This window comes from Streptomyces sp. NPDC016851 (assembly GCF_055562795.1).
In genome coordinates this window covers 21502-38525 of sequence record NZ_JBVHEP010000037.1, presented here as the reverse complement: position 1 = coordinate 38525, position 17024 = coordinate 21502, and the positions used below count along the sequence as shown (strand labels likewise).

Genomic DNA, 17024 nt, shown 5'->3' with positions numbered 1-17024 from the left:
AAAGGAGTTGCCGAGGAGTTGCCGTCCTACCGACGGTAAGGGCTTGCTTTCCCTCGATCCCTGCGCGTAGACCTTGCTGAACATCAGGCATGACTCGGGGGGAGTTTGCTCATGGAGGGCACGGTCGACGGGTTCCGCTACGGTGCGGTGACCCCGGTGGCGGCGTATCTGATGGCCTGTCTGGGAGGGGCGCTGGGGCTGCGGTGCATCGTGCGCTCGCTGCTGAACGTGCGGTCCTGGAAGCCGGGTTGGCTGGCGTTAGGCGCCGCCTCCATCGGGTGCGGGATCTGGACGATGCACTTCATCGCCATGACCGGCTTCCACGTGGAGGAGACCCGGGTCCGTTATGACGCGGCCACGACGGTGCTCAGTCTCGTCGTGGCCGTCGCCGTGGTGGGCATCGGCGTGTTCATCGTCGGCTACCGCGGCCCGGGCCGTGTCACCCTGGCGGTCGCGGGTGTCGTCACCGGACTGGGGGTGGCGGCCATGCACTACCTGGGCATGGCGGCCATGCGGCTGCACGGCGACATCGGCTACGACCCCGTCGGCGTCGTGCTGTCCGTGCTGATCGCCATCGCCGCCGCGACCGCCGCGCTGTGGTCGGCCGTCACGATCCGCGGCCTGCTGACGAGCCTCGGGGCGAGCCTGGTGATGGGCGTGGCGGTGTCCGGGATGCACTACACGGGCATGGCCGCCGTCAGCGTCCATGTGCACGACACGGCCGGCGGCACGTGGGAGGGTGACTCGCCCCTGTCGCTGCTGCTGCCGATGCTGCTGGGGCCGGTCGTCTTCCTGCTGCTGGCCGGGGTCGTGATCATGTTCGATCCGCTGCTGGTCCACGGCGAGCGGGCCGGGAACCGGAACCCCGCCCCGCCCCTGGCCCGTTCGGCCCAGGCCATTCCCGCGCCGCGCACGTCCAGGCACGACACGGACTCGCACGCCCGCGGCCGGTGAACGACCCGCCTGCGGACGGCTCTTGGATCATTGTTACGGTGCAGCGGTGTCTGACTCCTCACGCCACACTGCCGAGGGCGCCGGCTGGGGCACCGGCGAACGCGGCGCGTACCGGCGGTTGATGCCGCGGCAGGTCGAGAAGATCTCCTGGCTGGACCCGAGAATGCTGTGGGCCGCCCGCAACGGCGTGCTGGCCTCCTGGCTCGGGGATCCGACCGGCCGCACCCGCGGCCGGTGGGTGGCCCGGCGCGTGGCCGTCGGCGCACCGGCCGACAAGGTGATCCGGCGCGACGACCCGGACCGCTTCTCGTTCCTGGTCATCGGCGACACCGGTGAGGGCGACGACCCCCAGTACGCCGTCGTGCCGGGTCTTCTGAAGACCGGTCAGGACACCCGCTTCGCCGTGCTGGCCAGCGACGTGATCTACCCGGTGGGCAGCGCGGACGACTACGGCACCAAGTTCTTCCGCCCCTACCGGGACTACCAGGCGCCGATCTACGCGATACCCGGCAACCACGACTGGTACGAGGACCTCGGCGGTTTCATGCGCGTCTTCTGCGACGACGCCCCGCCGCTGCCGCCCGAGCCTCGGCCGCGCCCGCTGACCCGGGCCTGGCTGCGGTCCCTGCTGTGGCACCGGCCACGGCCGGACGACGGTCATCACCTGGACGAGGCCCGGAAGTTGCGCTCGGCGCCCGCCCAGCAGGCCGTCCAGCCGGGTCCCTACTGGGCGATCGACGCCGGACCGGTGCGGATCATCGGCATCGACACCGGCCTGCTGGGCACCCTCGACGCCGAGCAGGGCGCCTGGCTGCGCGAGGTCTCCCGAGGGCCGCGCCCGAAGATCCTGATCACCGGGTCACCCCTGTACGTGGACGGCAGGCGCGAGCCGTGCGCCATCGAAGGGGGCGGCACCGTCGACGACATCGTGCGCGACCCTGAGCACCACTACGTGGCGGCGATAGGCGGCGACATCCACAACTACCAGCGCTACCCCGTCCGGCTGGACGACGGACGGACCCTCCAGTACGTGGTCGCGGGCGGCGGCGGGGCGTTCATGCACGCCACCCACACCATCCCCCGCGTCAACGTCGCGAACGTGACCGAGCGGGACTTCCGCTGCTACCCGCTGCGCGGCGACTCCCTCGCCTTCTACAGCCGGCTCTACGGCCGCCGGCTGCGCATGCCCCGCTTCTTCACCCTCACCGAGGCGGAGGCGACGGCGGTGATCGCCGAGCGCCTGGGCATCCCGCCGACGCGTGTCCCGGGCGCGGCCACCCGTGTCACCCGGCGCGTCCGGCTGGTCGCCGGGCTGCTCGGCACCGGCCGCAGGCCCGACCGGGCCAGGCGGTTCCGGCTGCCCGTGCGCAAGATCTACACGTCGCTGTTCTCGCCGAGTTCGGCGACGTACAGCCCGCCCTTCTTCAAGTGCTTCCTGCGCCTGGACGTCTCCCCGGAGTCGGTCCGGCTGCGCTGCTTCGCGGCGACCGGAAACCGCGCCCAGGAGCTCGCCCCGCCGGTCGAGGACGAGGTGACGATCCCGCTGCGCTGACACGCGCCCCGACGGCGAAGCCGCCCGGGTTTCGCAGGGCCTCGTCGTCATCCCCACGGACTCCGCCTCGCCCGAGCAGCGCGCCCGCTACGAGAAGTACGCCGCCGCGCGCATGCCCCGTACGGCGAGCACGAGGACTACGTCCAGATCCTCACCGACACGGCGACGAAGCTCGGCCCGGCACTGGGCCGGCGACCGGGCGTCTAGCGGACCACGCGGTGGCGGAGGTAGACGACGCCCGAGTTGAAGGTGCGGGTCTCGACGAGTTCGAGATCCACCCGGCGCTCGTGCCGGGGAAAGAACGGAATGCCACCGCCGACCAGAACCGGGTAGACCACGGCCCGGTACTCGTCGATCAGGCCCAGGTCGGCCGCCTGGGCGGCGAGAGTCGCGCCGCCGATCGCGATGTCGCCCTCCCCCGGCTCGGCCCGCAGCCGCTCGATCTCCTCCGCCACGCCGCCGGAGGCCAGACGGGCGTGGCCCTGCACCTCCGACAGCGTGGTGGAGAACACCACCTTCGGGAGCGGATTCCACAGCGCGGTCCACTCGAGCTCCGCGTCACCGAGCGAGGGATCCTGGTCGGCGGTCTCCCAGTACAGCATCGTCTCGTACAGCCGTCGTCCCATCAGGTGGACGCCGACGTCCCTGATCTCGTCGATCCAGAAACGGAAGACCTCCGGGTCGGGCACTGACCAGTCGAAGCCGCCGTCCGGCCCGACAATGTAGCCGTCCAGTGAGACGTTCATCGAATACGTCACGCTGTGCATCGGTGTCCTCCTGAGCAAGGGGTTCGACAGTACGACCGCGGGACACCGCGAAACTCATCGCGACTCACGGAACGGTTCGCGTCACCAGCGGCCGGGGGCCGTCCCGGTGATCGGCTCCGACGCCCTGCCGTCCACCCCGACGGGCATGTCCCCGGCGAGCATCACCCGGTGCATGATCCGCGGGTGGTCCAGGTGTGCGGTGTCGCCGGGAGCCAGGTGCATCGTGGCGCGGTTGTCCCAGAACGCCACGCTGCCCGGCTCCCAGCGGAACCGGACCGTGTACTCGGGCCGGACCGCCTGCTCCAGCAGCATGTCCAGGATCGCGGCGCTCTCGGGCCGGGAGAGGCCGGCGATCTGCTCGACGTAGTAGCCGTTGACGTAGAGGATCCGCTCGCCCGTCTCCGGGTGGACGCGCACCAGGGGGTGCAGCGAGGCGACCTGGCGGTCCAGCAGGTGGCGGACGTACGCGTCGTCGCCGGGCCGGGGCTGGTAGCCGACGCCGAGCCGGTGCTCGGCCCGCAGGCCGTCGACGAACTCCCGCAGCGGCGCGGAGAGCCCGGCGTAGGCCGCCGCGAGGTTCGACCAGGTGGTGTCGCCGCCGTAGGGCGGCACGGTCTCGGCGCGCAGGATCGTCGCGGCGGGCGGGTCGACGCGGGCGCCGTGGTCGCAGTGCCAGCCGCGCAGCAGGGTGTGGCGGCGGCGCCGCAGCCACTCGTCGTGCTCCATGCCGAACCGCCCGCCGAGCTCCAGCCGGTCGGCGGTCGTCTCGATCTCGGGGAAGTCCGGGGGCGAGGCCTTGCCGCGTCGCGGCAGCACGACCGGTTCCCCGAACCGGCGCGCGAACGCCACGTGCCCGGCGTGGTCGAGCCGCTGCCCCCGGAAGAACACCACCTTCCACCGCAGTACCGCCGCCCTGATCGCGGCGATCACGGTGTCGTCGAGGTCGGCGGCCAGGTCGACCCCGCCGATCTCGGCGCCGATGTGTCCGGCGACCGGCCTCACCTCCACCCCGGCGTCCCGCACCGCCTCGTCCGTCATCGGGCTGTCCGTCGTCATGCGCACTCCGCTGGTCGTGGGCGTGGTCGTGCCTACCGGAAGGTCGTGTCTTCCGGAAGATTCGTGCCTACCGGAAGATCGTGACAGCGATCCCCGCTCAGGGCGACACCGCACCAGCGCCCGCGCCCCTCACACCTGGAACTCCCGGATCACCGTGTTCCGGAACACCGCCTTCCCGTCGACCGTGAACAGCGCGAGCCCGGTGTCGACCAGGTACGGGAAGACCGCCGACGCGTGCGCGTACCGGCCGTCGTCGAGGAACAGCTCCACGGAGGTCCGGTCGACCAGGATGCGCAGACTCACCGTGCGCCGGGCCGGGTCGAAGGGGCTCCGGCTCTCCTGCCATCGGCCCGACATGTCGGGTGACACGGAGGGGCGGCGGTTGAGGTAGGCGTAGTCGCGGTGGACGCCGGCGTCGATGTGCCGGACGCCGTCCGGGGAGCGCCGCAGTTGCACGCCCGCGCCCGTGAGCTGGTCCCAGGCGATCTCGCAGGTCAGTTCGTAGGCGGTGCCCCGGTAGTCGAGGACGCGGGTGCCCTCGACCGCCAGGTCGCCGAGCCGCACCGTGCGGGAGACGTACCGGTCGAGCGCGGCGACCGGCCGGGACGCCAGGTGGTACGTGCCGTCGGCCGCGCGCTTCAGCGTGATCTCGCGGACGATCGAGTCGGTGCCGTTGAAGCCGTCGCTGTCGATGGTGGGCGTGATGTGGGCGTAGTCCCAGTTGTTCAGCCAGCCGATCGCGTAGCGCGTCCGCTCGTCGGGAACGCCGTCCGCCGTCCGCTTCTCGAAGGTGACGGCCCCGTACCAGTCCCAGCCGTGGTCGAGCCACTGCGGCTCTTCGGCGTCGGCCGTGAAGGCGGTGCCGTCGAAGGAGCCCGTCCAGTACGCGTACGTGTTGGGCAGCCCGGCTCCCTTGCCGTTGGCGCTCACCCCGAGCACCCACTTGGCCGTGCCGTCCCCGGCGCGGATCCGGAACAGGTCCGGGCACTCCAGCACGCCGATTCCGCTCCTGACGAAGCCGCCCACGTACGTCCAGGACTTGAGGTCGGCGGAGTGGTAGAAGCCGACCTTGTCGTTCTCGGCGAGGGTCATCACCCACCGGCCGCGTTCCTCGTCGCGGATCACCTTCGGGTCGCGGAAGTCGCGCACGCCCGGGTTGGGCAGCACCGGGTCGGTGCCGTGCGGGGTGAACGTCCGGCCGCCGTCGGTGGAGTAGTACAGGTACTGCGCCTGGTCGCTCGGACCGTCGTGCGGCGACATCGTGGCCAGGACGACGACCGCCCCCGCCCCGAAGCCCGCCGTGTTCTCCGTGTCGACCACCGCTGAGCCCGACCAGACATCGCCGTTGGCGGTCGTGTCCTTGGGCACGGCGATCCCCCGGTCGGTGAAGGAGACCAGGTCGGTGCTGGTGGCCAGCCGCCAGGCGGTGCCGATCGCGCCGGACAGGTAGTCGGCGTTGTGCAGGTAGTAGTAGTGATACGCGCCGTCGATCCAGACCGGGCGCTGCGGGTCGTTCTTCCACTGCTCGGGGACGGTGAAGTGGTAGGCCGCGCGGTAGCTCGCGCAGCCGTTGCGCGGCCTGGCCTCGGCCGTGCCCGCCGCGGCGGGCAGCAACGCGCCGGCCGTGCCAAGGGCCGACCCGGCGAACAGGGCTCTCCTCGTGATCCCGCGCATCACACCTGGTTCCTCTCGTCGGAAACGGTGGCTCATGTGCCTCAGGACTTTGGGACCTAACTCGTTAAAGGTCAAGCGGTCGCGCGGTCTTGACACGTCTCGGCGGCGCTCACATCATCTGGGGCATCAGTCCTCAACTAACACGAGTTAGGCCCCATGATGACCGACTCGCACCTCACCCGCCGCAGGCTGTTGCGGTACGGCGCCTACGGCGCGGGTGCCGCCGCCCTGGGCGGCACCGCCGCGAGCTGGGAGCGGCTCACCGGAGCCGACATCCCCGGACGTGACGACGGTTCCCTCGTCGTCGCCACACTCGGCCCCGCCTACGGGCCGGAGGCCATCCGCACGCTCCGCGAGGGCTTCCGCGAGCTGCACCCCGACATCAAGCTCCAGATCAACGCGGTGCAGGCCGTGGACTGGTCGGACTTCTTCGCGAAGATCCTCACGCAGGTGGCCGCCGGCACCGCACCGGACCTGGTGTACGTGGCCACCGAGGGCGTGCAGTTGTTCGCGCAGCGGCTCGGCGTGGCCCTGGACAAGTGGGTGAAGCGGGACGCGGCCGAGCTGAAGGAGTACTTCGCCGACGTCCATCCGTCGCTGGTCGAGTCGATGATGTACGAGGGCAGCCTCTACCAGCTGCCGGTGGAGTTCAACGCGGCCGACATGTACCTCAACCACCAGGTGCTGCGGAGGGCCGGGGCACAGTACCCGCCGGCCGACTGGACCCGCGACGACTTCACGACGCTGCTGCGGGACATGAAGCGGGCGAGCGGCTCCCGCTTCACTCCCTACTTCTGGACCAACCGGCTGTGGGGCGGTGTGGTGCCCTGGCTGTTCGCGAACGGCACCAATCTGCTCGCGGAGTCCAAGGCGCCCGGTGGCGAGTGGCTGTGGGACTCCTTCTACCCGGCCGGCCAACGCGCGGGCCGCGGCGGCGGCTTCCGGTGGACGACGCCGCAGGCCACGCACGACCGGGTGGAGGAGGTCTACGACTATCTCGCCTCGCTCGTGCGGGACGGCCTGTGCACCCGCCCCGAGGGCGGCAACGGCCAGAACCTCATCGGCGTGTTCTCCACCGGCCGGGTCGGTATCACCCCGGCGGGCGGCTTCTGGGCGGGCGGCCTGCACCTGGCGGGGATGGAGCGGGACGGGTTCGACGTGCAGTACTTCCCGCGCTGGCGCACCCAGCGCATGCAGTACGGCGCGGCGGGCTACGCGCTGCTGCGCACCTCCAAGAGGCAGGACGAGGCTTGGGAGTTCATCAAGTACGCGGCCCGCAAGGACACCCTGACCCAGCTGTTCACGACGAACCAGACCACCCCGGCCCGCCGCTCGATGCTGAACGCCGGCCGCTACGCGGAGACCGGCCCGGCGCACTGGCAGGTCTTCTACGACACCCTCGACCGGTTCCCGAGCACAGGACCGATCCCGGCGCCGCCGCAGGTCGCCGAGGTCGAGCAGCTGCTGCTCAAGCACACCGGCACGGCCCTGGCCTCCTCGCGCTCGGTGCGTCCCGCGCTGCGCCGGTTGCAGGGCGACCTGGAGAAGGCCATGGAGCGTGACGCATGACGGACACCCGGATACCGCCCGCCCGAGCCGAACAGCCCGAGGCCCCGCCCGCCCGGAACGCACCGCGTCGCTCGGCCCGCGACCGCGGCACCCGACTGCTGGCCACACTCTTCCTGGCCCCGACGATCGTCGGCATCGTCGTCTTCACGGTCGTCCCCATCGTCGGCTCGGTGGTGCTGAGCCTCTTCCACTGGAACGTGATCGACTCGCCGCGTTTCGCCGGCGGCTCCAACTACGGCGCGGTCTTCGGCGACGAGACCGTGCTGGTGTCCTTCCGCAACACCCTCGTCTTCATGGTGCTCGCGGTGGCGCTGCAACTGCTCGTCGCGCTGGCGCTCGCCCTGACGCTGACCGGGCGGATGCCCGTGTGGCTGCGGTCGGTGTTCCGCTCGGCGTTCTTCTTCCCGCTGGTGCTGTCCGCCGCGTCGATCTCGGTGGTGATGAAGTACCTGTTCAACCAGGACTTCGGAGTCATCAACTGGCTGCTCGGCTTCATCGGGATCGCGCCGGTGCCGTGGCTGACCTCGGAGAACGCGGCCATGGTCACCGTGGTGCTGGTCTACGTCTGGCAGCAGTTCGGCTTCTCGCTCCTGCTGTTCGTCGGCGGTCTGAACAACATCCCGAAGGAGATCCACGAGGCCGCCGCCCTGGACGGCGCGACCGGCCTGCGCAAGCACCTCTCCGTCACGCTGCCGCTGCTGTCACCGACGCTGCTGGTCGCCTCGGTGGTCGGCATCATCAACGCGCTCCAGGTCTTCGAGCAGCCGTACGTCCTGACCAACGGCGGTCCCGGCGACTCGACCCGCACGGTCGTGATGGTCATCTACGAGACCGCGTTCGAGCAGCTCCGCTTCGGTGAGGCGTCCGCGGTGGGTGTGCTGCTGTTCGTGCTGATCATGGCGGTCACGGCCCTCCAGTTCCGGCTCAGCCGGCGTTTCGTCCACTACCAGTGAGCCGGGTGAGTCCCTTGAGCCAAGCAACCCTGTCCTTCAGCCGTGGGCGCCACGGGCTGGCGCCGTGGGCGCGGATCGCCGGGCTGACGGTGTGCGCCCTGCTCACGCTCGGCCCGGTGGTGTGGACGGTGTCCACCTCGCTGCGCACACCCGCCGAGGCGTTCGACCTGCCGCCGCAGCTCATCCCGTCCGACCCGTCGACCGAGGCGTACCGGGGGGTGTTCGGCCAGATCGACGTGTGGCTGCTCGCCCTCAACTCCACGCTGGTCACGGGGCTGATCGCGGTCGGCCAGATGATCACGGCGGGGCTGGCCGGATACGCCTTCGCCCGCCTGGAGTTCCGCTTCAAGAAGCCGCTGTTCGCCCTGGTCCTGGCGACGATGATGGTGCCCTTGCAGGTCACGATCGTGCCGGTGTTCCTGGTCCTGAAGTCGATGAGCCTGACCGACACCCTGCTCGGGCTGATCATCCCGGCCTTCCCGACCGCGTTCGGCACGTTCCTGATGCGGCAGTACTTCCTGGGCATGCCCAAGGATCTGGGCGAGGCGGCGATGCTGGACGGTGCCGGCCCCTGGCGGACGTTCCGGTCGGTGTACGCCCCGCTGGCCGCGCCCGGCCTCGCGATCGTCGGCGTCCTGGCCTTCAACTACCACTGGAACGAGTTCTTCCGGCCGCTGATCCTCGAAACGTCCGGCCAGAACTACACGTTGCCGCTGGGTCTGGTCTCCCTCCAGGGCAACCTCGGCACCGGCTCCGTCTCCGTGGTGCTCGCCGGTGTCGTCCTCTCCATGATTCCCGCCGTCGCCGTGTTCGTCGTCGGCCAGCGCCCTCTGCGTGAGGGCATCACGTCCGCAGGAGTCAACCGTTGAGCCTCGCCGCTCCCCCGCAGGACCCGCACGCCCCGCGCTTCCGGGTCCGCCCGCCCGCCAACTGGATGAACGACCCCAACGGGCCGTTCCGCTGGCGCGGCCGCTACCACCTCTTCTACCAGCACAACCCGGACGCCCCGGTGCACGCCAACGTCCACTGGGGCCACGCCTCCAGCCCCGACCTCGCCCACTGGGAGCACCACCCGATCGCCCTCACCCCGACCCCGGGCGGCCCGGACGAGGCGGGCTGCTGGTCCGGGTGCGTGGTCGACGACGGGGGCGTGCCGACGGCCGTCTACACCGGGGTCGACCGTGACCACAGCGGGCTCGGCACGATCTGCCTGGCCCGGGCGGCGGATCCGGACGACCCTGCTCTGACCGACTGGACTCCCCTGCCCACGCCGGTGGTGAAGGGCCCGCCCGAGGGCCTGGACGTGGTGATGTTCCGCGACCCGTTCGTCTTCCGGCACGACGGCCGGCGCCGGGCACTGGTCGGCGCGGGGCACGCCGACGGTACGCCGTCGGTCCTGCTGTACGACTGCGACGACCTGACCGACTGGCGCTTCGCGGGTGTGCTCCTGGACGGCCGGGACCCGGCCGCCGCGGCGGCGTTCGGCGACCGGGCGACCGGCTGGGAGTGCCCGCAGCTGTTCGCGACGCGGGGCGGCGAGTGGGTGCTGGTCGTCTCCCTGTGGGACGGCGACCCGTGGACCACCGGCTACCTGACGGGACGGCTGAACAACGATCTGCGCTTCTCGGCCCGGGCGGGCGGCCTGCTCGACCACGGCCGCGACTTCTACGCGCCCGCCGTGCTCCAGGAGCCGGACCGGGCCCTGATGTGGGGCTGGTCGTGGGAGGCCCGCGAGCAGGGCGAGACCGGCTGGGCCGGGGTCCTGACCGCGCCCCGGGTCGTCGACGTCCATCCGGACGGGGCGCTGCGGGTGACCCCGGCCCCGGAGCTGCACCGGCTGCGCGCCGCCGAACCGTTCGTCACCGCCCCGGGCCGGGCCGCGCTGCCGACGGCCTACGACCTGACGGTGAGCGCCCCCGAGCGCACCACGGTGAGTCTGCTGCGCTCGGCCTCGGGCGCCGAGCTGACGGTCCGGCTGGACCCGGGCGAGGGCACCGTGACCCTGGACCGTGGCGACTGGCCCCGTGCGGAGGCAGGACCACCGATCGTCGTCCATGTGCCGCCCGACGAGGAGCTCACGGTTCGCGTTCTCGTCGACGGCTCGCTGTACGAGCTGTTCGTCGCAGACCGGGCCATGGTCACCGAGCGCGTCTACCACCGGCCCGACGACACAAGGGAGTTGACGGTGCCGTCCGGCGCGAACGTCACCGGATGGGAGCTGGTCCCACCGACGCACGGCTGATCACCGGGCAGGCCAGGCGCCGCACGGTGGCGGGCGGCGTCCGGCCGGTGGCGATGGAGTCCAGCAGGAGCCGGGCGGCGGCCTCGCCCATCTCCCGGTGCGGCAGCGCGACCGTGGTGAGGGGCGGCGTGAGGTACGCCGCCATGTGCTCCTGGTCGTCGTAACCCACCAGCGACAGGTCGCCGGGTACGGAGATCCCGAGCCGGGTCGCGGCGTGCAGCACGCCCGCCGCGACCCGGTCGTTGTAGGTGAAGACCCCGGTGGGGCGGAGGTCGGCCGGGGCTTCGTCGAGGAGGCGGACGGCGCCCTCGTAGCCGCCGGAGATCTCGCCTCCGGTCCGTACGACCCAGTCCTTGGGCACGGTGATGCCCTCGGCGCGCAGCGCGTCGCGGAAACCGCGCAGCCGCTCCGCCGAGGCGATGTCGTCGTGCCCGCCGACGACCGCGACCCGCCGGTGTCCCTGCTCCAGCAGCAGCCGGGCCGCCGTACGGCCGCCGGCGCGCTCGGCGGGGATGACGGCGGGCAGCGAACCGTCCTCGGGCAGGCAGTTGGCCAGCACGGAGTGGGTGCGGTGCAGGCCCTCGGGGACGCGGACGCGGCGCAGGGACATGGCCGCGTAGATGATGCCGTCGACGCGCCGGTCGAGGAGTTCGGCGACCGCCGCGTCCTCCTTGGCCGGGTCGCCGCCGGAGTCGACGGTGAGGACCAGGTGCTCGCCGGCCCAGGCGGTGTCCATGGCGCCGCGCAGCAGCCGCCCGGCGAACGGTGAGGAGGCGATCTCGTCGGTGACCAGGCCGATCACGGCCGTACGGCTGCGGCGCAGGCCGCGGGCGACGGGGTCGGGCCGGTAGCCGAGCTGGATCGCGGCCTGCCGGATGCGCTCCTGCGTGGCGGGCGAGAGGTTGCCCTCGGCGCGGCCGTTGAACACGAAGGACACCGCGGTGTGCGACACGCCTGCGAGCCGGGCGACGTCCCGCGAGGTGGGACGCCCCGGTCGTGCCGCCGGCTTCTCCTCGGCGCTGCCCATGCCGTCCGCCGTCCTCATCCCCCACCCGTCCGGTTGATCATTGCTCACCCTATCCGTGACGCTGGAGGGACGACACAGCCTGACGACACATGCAGACCCCACAGCCAACGGGAAGGTCCGACGGTGATCAGCATCCCGACGCACACGCTCAACGACGGCACGACACTCCCCGCCCTGGGCCTGGGCACCTGGCCGCTCGGCGACGACGAGGCGCAGCAGGCGGTGCTCTCGGCCCTGGAAGCGGGCTACCGCCTGATCGACACGGCGACGAACTACCGCAACGAGACGGGGGTCGGCCGGGCCGTGGCCTCCGGCGTGGTGCCGCGCGAGGAAGTCGTCGTGACGACGAAGCTCCCGGGCCGGCACCACGGCTACGAGGAGACGCTGGCCTCCTTCGAGGAGTCCCGGACGCGTCTGGGCCTGGAGTACGTCGACTTGTACCTGATCCACTGGCCGCTGCCGCGCGTGGACCGGTACGTCGACTCCTGGAAGGCCATGATCAAGCTGCGCGAGGAGGGACTCGTCCGGTCGATCGGCGTCTCGAACTTCACGGCCGGGCACATCGAGCGGCTGGAGAAGGAGACCGGAGTGCTGCCCTCCGTCAACCAGATCGAGCTGCACCCGTTCCTGCCGCAGGAGGAGCTGCGCGCCTTCCAGGCGGGCAAGGGGGTCCTCACCGAGAGCTGGAGCCCGCTGGGCCGGGGCACGTCCCTGCTCCAGGATCCCGCCGTGGCACGGATCGCCGAGGCGCACGGGGTGGCGCCCGGGCAGGTGGTGCTGCGCTGGCACACGCAGCTGGGCGCGGTGCCGATCCCGAAGTCGGCGAACCCCGAGCGGCAGCGCGAGAACCTCGACGTGTTCGGCTTCGAGCTGAGCGAGGACGAGATGACCGCCGTCGCCGACCGGGCGCAGCGGCGGGTCGGCGGGGACCCCGAGGTGCACGAGGAGTTCTGACGGGTACCCGGGGCCCGCGAGGAGTTCTGCCCGCGAGGCGGGAAGGAGCCGCAGGTGGCTGAGCGGGACCGGCTGCGGGACTACCGCGGCAAGCGCGACTTCGGCCGGACCGCGGAGCCCCGGGGCAGCGGGGAGTCCGCCGGGGACCGGCCCCGGTTCGTGGTGCAGATCCACGACGCGAGCACGATGCACTTCGACTTCCGGTTGCAGGTGGACGACGTCCTGAAGTCCTGGTCGATCCCCAAGGGCCCCTCGGCCGACCCGAAGGACAAGCGGCTGGCCGTGCCCACGGAGGACCATCCGCTGGAGTACGAGGAGTTCGAGGGAGTGATCCCCCGCGGCGAGTACGGCGGCGGCACGGTGATCGTCTGGGACCACGGCACGTACGAGCCGCTGAGCCACGACCGCAAGGGGCGGCCCGTCGACTTCGCGGAGTCTTTGGAGCGCGGGCACGCCACGTTCCGGCTGAGCGGGGCGAAACTGCGCGGCGAGTACGCCCTGACCCGGTTCCGCGGCGACGGCAGTGGTGACGGGGAGGAGGCCTGGCTGCTGGTGAAGCGGGCCGGGGGCGCCCGTACGCACGGGGCTCCCGATCCGCGCCGGGCGCGTTCGGCCATGTCCGGGCGCACTCTCGCCCAGGTCGCCTCGGACGCGGCCGGGGGGTGACGGCGCTGGCCGGTCTCGTGGACACCCTGCCCGAGGGGCAGCGGCGGCTGCTCGGGGCGGCCCGTCCGGGGGCGGAACTGGCGGCGCGCCCGATGCTCGCCACGCTGAGCGACCGGCGCGACTTCTCGGACGCGGACGAGGAGTGGGTGTTCGAGCGCCAGGGGCCGCGGGCGGTCTGCGCGGGACGGTGCCCGGGTGGAGGGCACCGTCGCGGTGGGGCTATTCCTTGACGGCGCCCGCGTTGGCGCCTTGGACGAAGTAGCGCTGGAAGCAGAAGAACAGTGCGGCGACGGGGATGGTGGCCATCAGGGCCGCTGCCAGTTTCAGGGGGTACTGGGTGCCTTGGCCCAGGCTGCCGGAGACGAAGCGGGCGAGGCCGGTGGTGAGGGTTTCGTACTGGCTGGACTGGGTGGCGACGAGGAGGTTGGTGAACTCGTTCCAGGAGCCCTGGAAGGACAGGATGGTCAGGGTGATCAGGGCGGGGCGGGCCATGGGCAGGACGATCGACCAGAAGGTGCGGAAGACGCCGGCGCCGTCCATCTTCGCGGCCTCCTCGACCTCGCGGGGGATGGACTCGAAGAACTGCTTCATGATGAAGATGCCCACGGCGTCCACCAGCAGCGGCAGGATCATGGCGGCGTAGGTGTCGAACAGCCCGAAGATGTTGAGCACCAGGAACTTCGGGATCAGCAGGGCCACGGGCGGCACCGCCAGGATGGTGATGACGAAGGCGAACAGCAGCCTGCGGCCGGGAAAGTTCAGGCGGGCGAGCGCGTAGCCGGCCATCGAGTCGAACAGCACGCGTCCGGCCGTGACGGTGACCGCCAGGAAGACGGAGTTGCCCAGCCAGCGGAAGAAGGGCACCGCGTCGCCGGACTGGCTCAGGCCGAAGAGCTGCTGGTAGGCGGCGGTCGTGGGGGTGGTGGGGATCAGCCCGAGGGGGTGCGCGGCCGCGTCCGGGTCAGTTTTGAAGCCGGTGACCAATTGCAGGATGAACGGGAACAGGTACACCAGGCCGAGCGCGATGACGGTCGTGTAGCCGAGGATGCGCAGCGGCAGGGGGAACCGTTCCAGTACCGGGCGCCCCTGTGCCCGGGCGGCGGCCTTGGCGTTCATCGGTTCCTCCGGGTTCGGGGGGTGCGTTCGCGCAGCAGGAAGCGTTGTGCGGCGGTGAGGGCGAGGATGATGATCAGCAGGACGAAGGCGATGGCCGCGCCCTGGCCGAAGTCGGCGTCGTCGAAGGCGTTCGAGTAGGACAGGTAGGCCGGGGTCAGGGTGGTGTTGCCGGGGGCGCCGCCGCTCATGACGTAGATCTGGTCGAAGACCTGCCAGGTGGCGATGAGGCCGAGGGTGACCACGAGGAAGATCACGGGCCGCAGCGCGGGCAGGATCACGTGGCGCAGCATCTGGAGGCGGCTGACGCCTTCGATGGCGGCGGCCTCTTCCAGCTCGCGCGGGATGCCCTGGAGGGCGGCGAGGAAGATCAGCATGAAGGTGCCGGAGGTCGTCCACACCGCGAGCATGATGATCACGCACATGGCCACGGACGGCCCGGACAGCCAGTCGAACCAGGACAGGCCCATCACGTGGTGGTCGGCGAGGAAGCCCGAGGGGTGGTCCGGGTCGACGATGCCCAGTGCACCGAGCAGCAGGGAGAGCACGCCGCGGGGATCGTTGAACCAGCTGGGGCCCTTCACCCCGATCCAGGACAGCGCCGTGTTGACGGCGCCGCTGCCCTGGAACAGGAAGAGGAAGATCGTGGAGACCGCGATCGAGCTGGTGACCGAGGGGAAGAAGAACGCGGTGCGCGCAGCGCTACGGGCGCGCAGTATCCGCTGGTTGACGATCAGTGCCAGCACCAGGGCGAGGATCGTCTGGATCGGCACGGTCAGCAGCACGTAGTAGGCGTTGTTGCGCAGTGAGGTCGCGAACAGTGTGCGGTCCAGGCCGTCCTCGGCGAACAGGGCCCGGTAGTTGTCCAGGCCCACGAACTTCGCCTGGCCGCTGAAGGGGTTGGACTGGCCGTCCCAGTGCAGCAGGCTCACCCACAGCGCCATCAGGATCGGCAGGACGAAGAACAGGCCGAGGACGATCACCATGGGACTGACGAACAGCCAGCCCCAGGGGCCTTCGCCGCGGCGTCCCACACGCGGGGCGGGCTTGATGCGGGACGCCGCGGCCGAGCCGGGCCCGCCGGGCGCGTCAGGGACGCCCGGCGAGTCGGCCGTACGGGGACCCCCGCCCGCGCGGGAACGCGGGTTCGGGCGGGGAGTCTGTGACGTACTGGAGGGCATGGCGGCTCAGTCGCCCTTCGTCAGGGCCTGCTCGCCATTGCGCTGCAGGTCGGAGAGGATCTTCTTCGCGTCACCGGTGCCCAGCGCGGCGAGGTCGGTGTTGAACTGGGTCAGCACCTTGTCGAAGCCGGCGACGGTCACCGGGCCCTGTGCGTAGGCCGTGCCGTCCGCCCACGCCTTGACCGCCGGGTACTTCTTCGCGTACTCCGCGAGCGCGCTGGTACGGGAGGGCATCACACCGAAGGCGTCGGCGTTCTTGAGCTGCTGGGTGGCGGAGGTCAGATACTTCACCAGGTCCACGGCCGCAGCCCGGTGCGTGCTGTCCTGGGCGACACCCCAGCACTGGCTGAAGGCGAGGGTGCCCTTGCCGGCCGGACCGGCGGGCAGCGGGACGACCGTGTACTTCACGTCCGGGAAGTCCGCCTTCATGGCGCCGGTGAGCCAGTTGCCCTCGATGGTCATGGCGGCCTTGCCCTTGCCGAAGGCTTCGCCACCCCAGCCGGTGTCGACCTGGCTGGCGTACTTCATGGAGCCGGACTTCAGCAGCGTCTGCACGTAGTCGAGTGCCTTGGTGTTCTGTGTGCTGTCGGCGGTCATCTTCGTCTGGTCGCTGTCGGTGATCCAGCCGCCGGCCTCCTTCATGAAGACGCCGACTCTCGCGTACTCGCCGTTGGTGACCAGCCCGGTGACCTTGCCCTTGGTCAGCTTGGCCGCGACGGTCCTCAGCTGGGCCCAGGTGGTCGGGTAGTCCTTGGCGGTCAGCCCGGCCTTCTTCCACAGGTCGGTGTTGATCGCCAGGGCGAGGGTGGAGGTGTCCTTGGGCAGGCACACCAGCTTCCCGTCGTAGGTGAAGGAGGTGCGCAGCTGGGCGGAGAAGTCGTCGGCGTCCTTGATCTGGTCGCCGTAGGGGTAGAGGGAGCCGCCCTTGGCGTAGTTGGCGAACTGGCTGGAGTCGACGTAGAAGGCGTCCGGCGGCTTGTTCCCGGCGAAGGACTGACCAAGCTGCTGGTTGATGTCCTTGGCCAGGTCCACGGTCACCGTGTTGCCGGACTGCTTGGCCCAGGCGGCTGCCGCATCCTTGACGGCCTTGGTCTCCGCGTTACCGGAGGAGGCGATCAGCACCGTGAGGTGCTGCTTGGAGCTGGAGTCCTGCGCGGTCTTCTTGTCGCTGCCGAAACTCGACGAGCAGCCGGTGGCGGCAAGGAGTGCCGCGCAGGTGACGAGGGCCGCGACGGCCGTACGGTTGGGCATTGCTTCCTCCGAGGGTTACGGGGTGGTGCGTGCGGCTCCTCCCGGGCACACGAGGGCGTGGGCCA

General features: G+C 71.0%; 16 protein-coding genes and 1 pseudogene. 10 read left to right on the top strand and 7 right to left on the bottom strand.

What is annotated here, in order from left to right; all coding sequences use genetic code 11:
* Positions 1-111: 111 nt before the first annotated feature.
* The 3 genes and pseudogenes from ACZ3I3_RS38640 to ACZ3I3_RS38630 form a co-directional block, all read left to right on the top strand.
* Positions 112-954 carry an MHYT domain-containing protein gene (locus ACZ3I3_RS38640; protein ID WP_467372459.1) on the top strand — a complete coding sequence of 281 codons (843 nt, stop codon included), beginning with the start codon at positions 112-114 and terminating at the stop codon, positions 952-954.
* A 46-nt stretch (positions 955-1000) separates the two neighbouring features.
* Complete coding sequence (locus tag ACZ3I3_RS38635; protein WP_467372458.1) at positions 1001-2506, top strand: metallophosphoesterase family protein; 1506 nt, start codon at positions 1001-1003, stop codon at positions 2504-2506.
* A 7-nt stretch (positions 2507-2513) separates the two neighbouring features.
* Positions 2514-2713: pseudogene (locus ACZ3I3_RS38630) on the top strand (LLM class flavin-dependent oxidoreductase); the annotation flags it as partial.
* Here ACZ3I3_RS38630 and ACZ3I3_RS38625 read toward each other — a convergent pair.
* From ACZ3I3_RS38625 to ACZ3I3_RS38615, 3 genes are all read right to left on the bottom strand, one after another.
* Complete coding sequence (locus tag ACZ3I3_RS38625; RefSeq protein WP_467372457.1) at positions 2710-3273, bottom strand: dihydrofolate reductase family protein; 564 nt, start codon at positions 3271-3273, stop codon at positions 2710-2712. The pseudogene ACZ3I3_RS38630 and the gene ACZ3I3_RS38625 sit on opposite strands and share 4 nt — an antisense overlap.
* Positions 3274-3354: 81 nt before the next feature.
* Positions 3355-4329, bottom strand: coding sequence for a TauD/TfdA dioxygenase family protein (locus ACZ3I3_RS38620; RefSeq protein ID WP_467372456.1), 975 nt, complete (start codon positions 4327-4329; stop codon positions 3355-3357).
* A 129-nt stretch (positions 4330-4458) separates the two neighbouring features.
* On the bottom strand, positions 4459-6003 hold the full coding sequence (locus ACZ3I3_RS38615) for a glycoside hydrolase family 32 protein (RefSeq protein ID WP_467372455.1): 1545 nt from the start codon (positions 6001-6003) through the stop codon (positions 4459-4461).
* 159 nt (positions 6004-6162) lie between these two features.
* Here ACZ3I3_RS38615 and ACZ3I3_RS38610 point away from each other — a divergent pair, with 159 nt between their 5' ends.
* Genes ACZ3I3_RS38610 through ACZ3I3_RS38595 form a run of 4 tightly spaced genes read left to right on the top strand, consistent with a single transcriptional unit; the run spans position 6163 to position 10767 of the window.
* Positions 6163-7572, top strand: a complete 1410-nt coding sequence (locus tag ACZ3I3_RS38610; RefSeq protein WP_467372484.1) for an extracellular solute-binding protein — start codon at positions 6163-6165, stop codon at positions 7570-7572.
* Positions 7569-8525, top strand: a complete 957-nt coding sequence (locus ACZ3I3_RS38605) for a carbohydrate ABC transporter permease (RefSeq protein WP_467372454.1) — start codon at positions 7569-7571, stop codon at positions 8523-8525. Before ACZ3I3_RS38610 ends, ACZ3I3_RS38605 begins: the two co-directional genes overlap by 4 nt.
* Positions 8526-8539: 14 nt before the next feature.
* Positions 8540-9394, top strand: coding sequence for a carbohydrate ABC transporter permease (locus ACZ3I3_RS38600; RefSeq protein WP_467372453.1), 855 nt, complete (start codon positions 8540-8542; stop codon positions 9392-9394).
* Complete coding sequence (locus ACZ3I3_RS38595) at positions 9391-10767, top strand: glycoside hydrolase family 32 protein (protein WP_467372452.1); 1377 nt, start codon at positions 9391-9393, stop codon at positions 10765-10767. The genes ACZ3I3_RS38600 and ACZ3I3_RS38595 overlap by 4 nt, the downstream gene beginning before the upstream one ends.
* Here the strand turns inward: ACZ3I3_RS38595 and ACZ3I3_RS38590 are convergent.
* Positions 10730-11794: a LacI family DNA-binding transcriptional regulator gene (locus tag ACZ3I3_RS38590; protein WP_467372483.1), complete on the bottom strand. Its 1065-nt coding sequence runs from the start codon at positions 11792-11794 to the stop codon at positions 10730-10732. The genes ACZ3I3_RS38595 and ACZ3I3_RS38590 overlap by 38 nt on opposite strands.
* A gap of 123 nt (positions 11795-11917) precedes the next feature.
* Between ACZ3I3_RS38590 and ACZ3I3_RS38585 the strand changes: the two genes are divergently transcribed.
* The 3 genes from ACZ3I3_RS38585 to ACZ3I3_RS38575 are packed head-to-tail and all read left to right on the top strand — an operon-like array spanning position 11918 to position 13644.
* Complete coding sequence (locus ACZ3I3_RS38585) at positions 11918-12748, top strand: aldo/keto reductase (protein ID WP_467372451.1); 831 nt, start codon at positions 11918-11920, stop codon at positions 12746-12748.
* Positions 12749-12802: 54 nt separating this feature from the next.
* Complete coding sequence (locus tag ACZ3I3_RS38580) at positions 12803-13414, top strand: DNA polymerase ligase N-terminal domain-containing protein (RefSeq protein ID WP_467372450.1); 612 nt, start codon at positions 12803-12805, stop codon at positions 13412-13414.
* Positions 13411-13644 carry a hypothetical protein gene (locus tag ACZ3I3_RS38575; RefSeq protein ID WP_467372449.1) on the top strand — a complete coding sequence of 78 codons (234 nt, stop codon included), beginning with the start codon at positions 13411-13413 and terminating at the stop codon, positions 13642-13644. The genes ACZ3I3_RS38580 and ACZ3I3_RS38575 overlap by 4 nt, the downstream gene beginning before the upstream one ends.
* Here the strand turns inward: ACZ3I3_RS38575 and ACZ3I3_RS38570 are convergent.
* Genes ACZ3I3_RS38570 through ACZ3I3_RS38560 form a run of 3 tightly spaced genes read right to left on the bottom strand, consistent with a single transcriptional unit; the run spans position 13634 to position 16959 of the window.
* Positions 13634-14530 (bottom strand): carbohydrate ABC transporter permease, encoded by an 897-nt coding sequence (locus ACZ3I3_RS38570; protein WP_467372448.1) that lies wholly within the window; start codon positions 14528-14530, stop codon positions 13634-13636. The genes ACZ3I3_RS38575 and ACZ3I3_RS38570 overlap by 11 nt on opposite strands.
* Positions 14527-15708, bottom strand: coding sequence for a carbohydrate ABC transporter permease (locus tag ACZ3I3_RS38565; RefSeq protein ID WP_467372447.1), 1182 nt, complete (start codon positions 15706-15708; stop codon positions 14527-14529). Before ACZ3I3_RS38565 ends, ACZ3I3_RS38570 begins: the two co-directional genes overlap by 4 nt.
* 6 nt (positions 15709-15714) lie before the next feature.
* On the bottom strand, positions 15715-16959 hold the full coding sequence (locus ACZ3I3_RS38560) for a sugar ABC transporter substrate-binding protein (RefSeq protein WP_467372446.1): 1245 nt from the start codon (positions 16957-16959) through the stop codon (positions 15715-15717).
* Between the last annotated feature and the right edge of the window lie 65 nt (positions 16960-17024).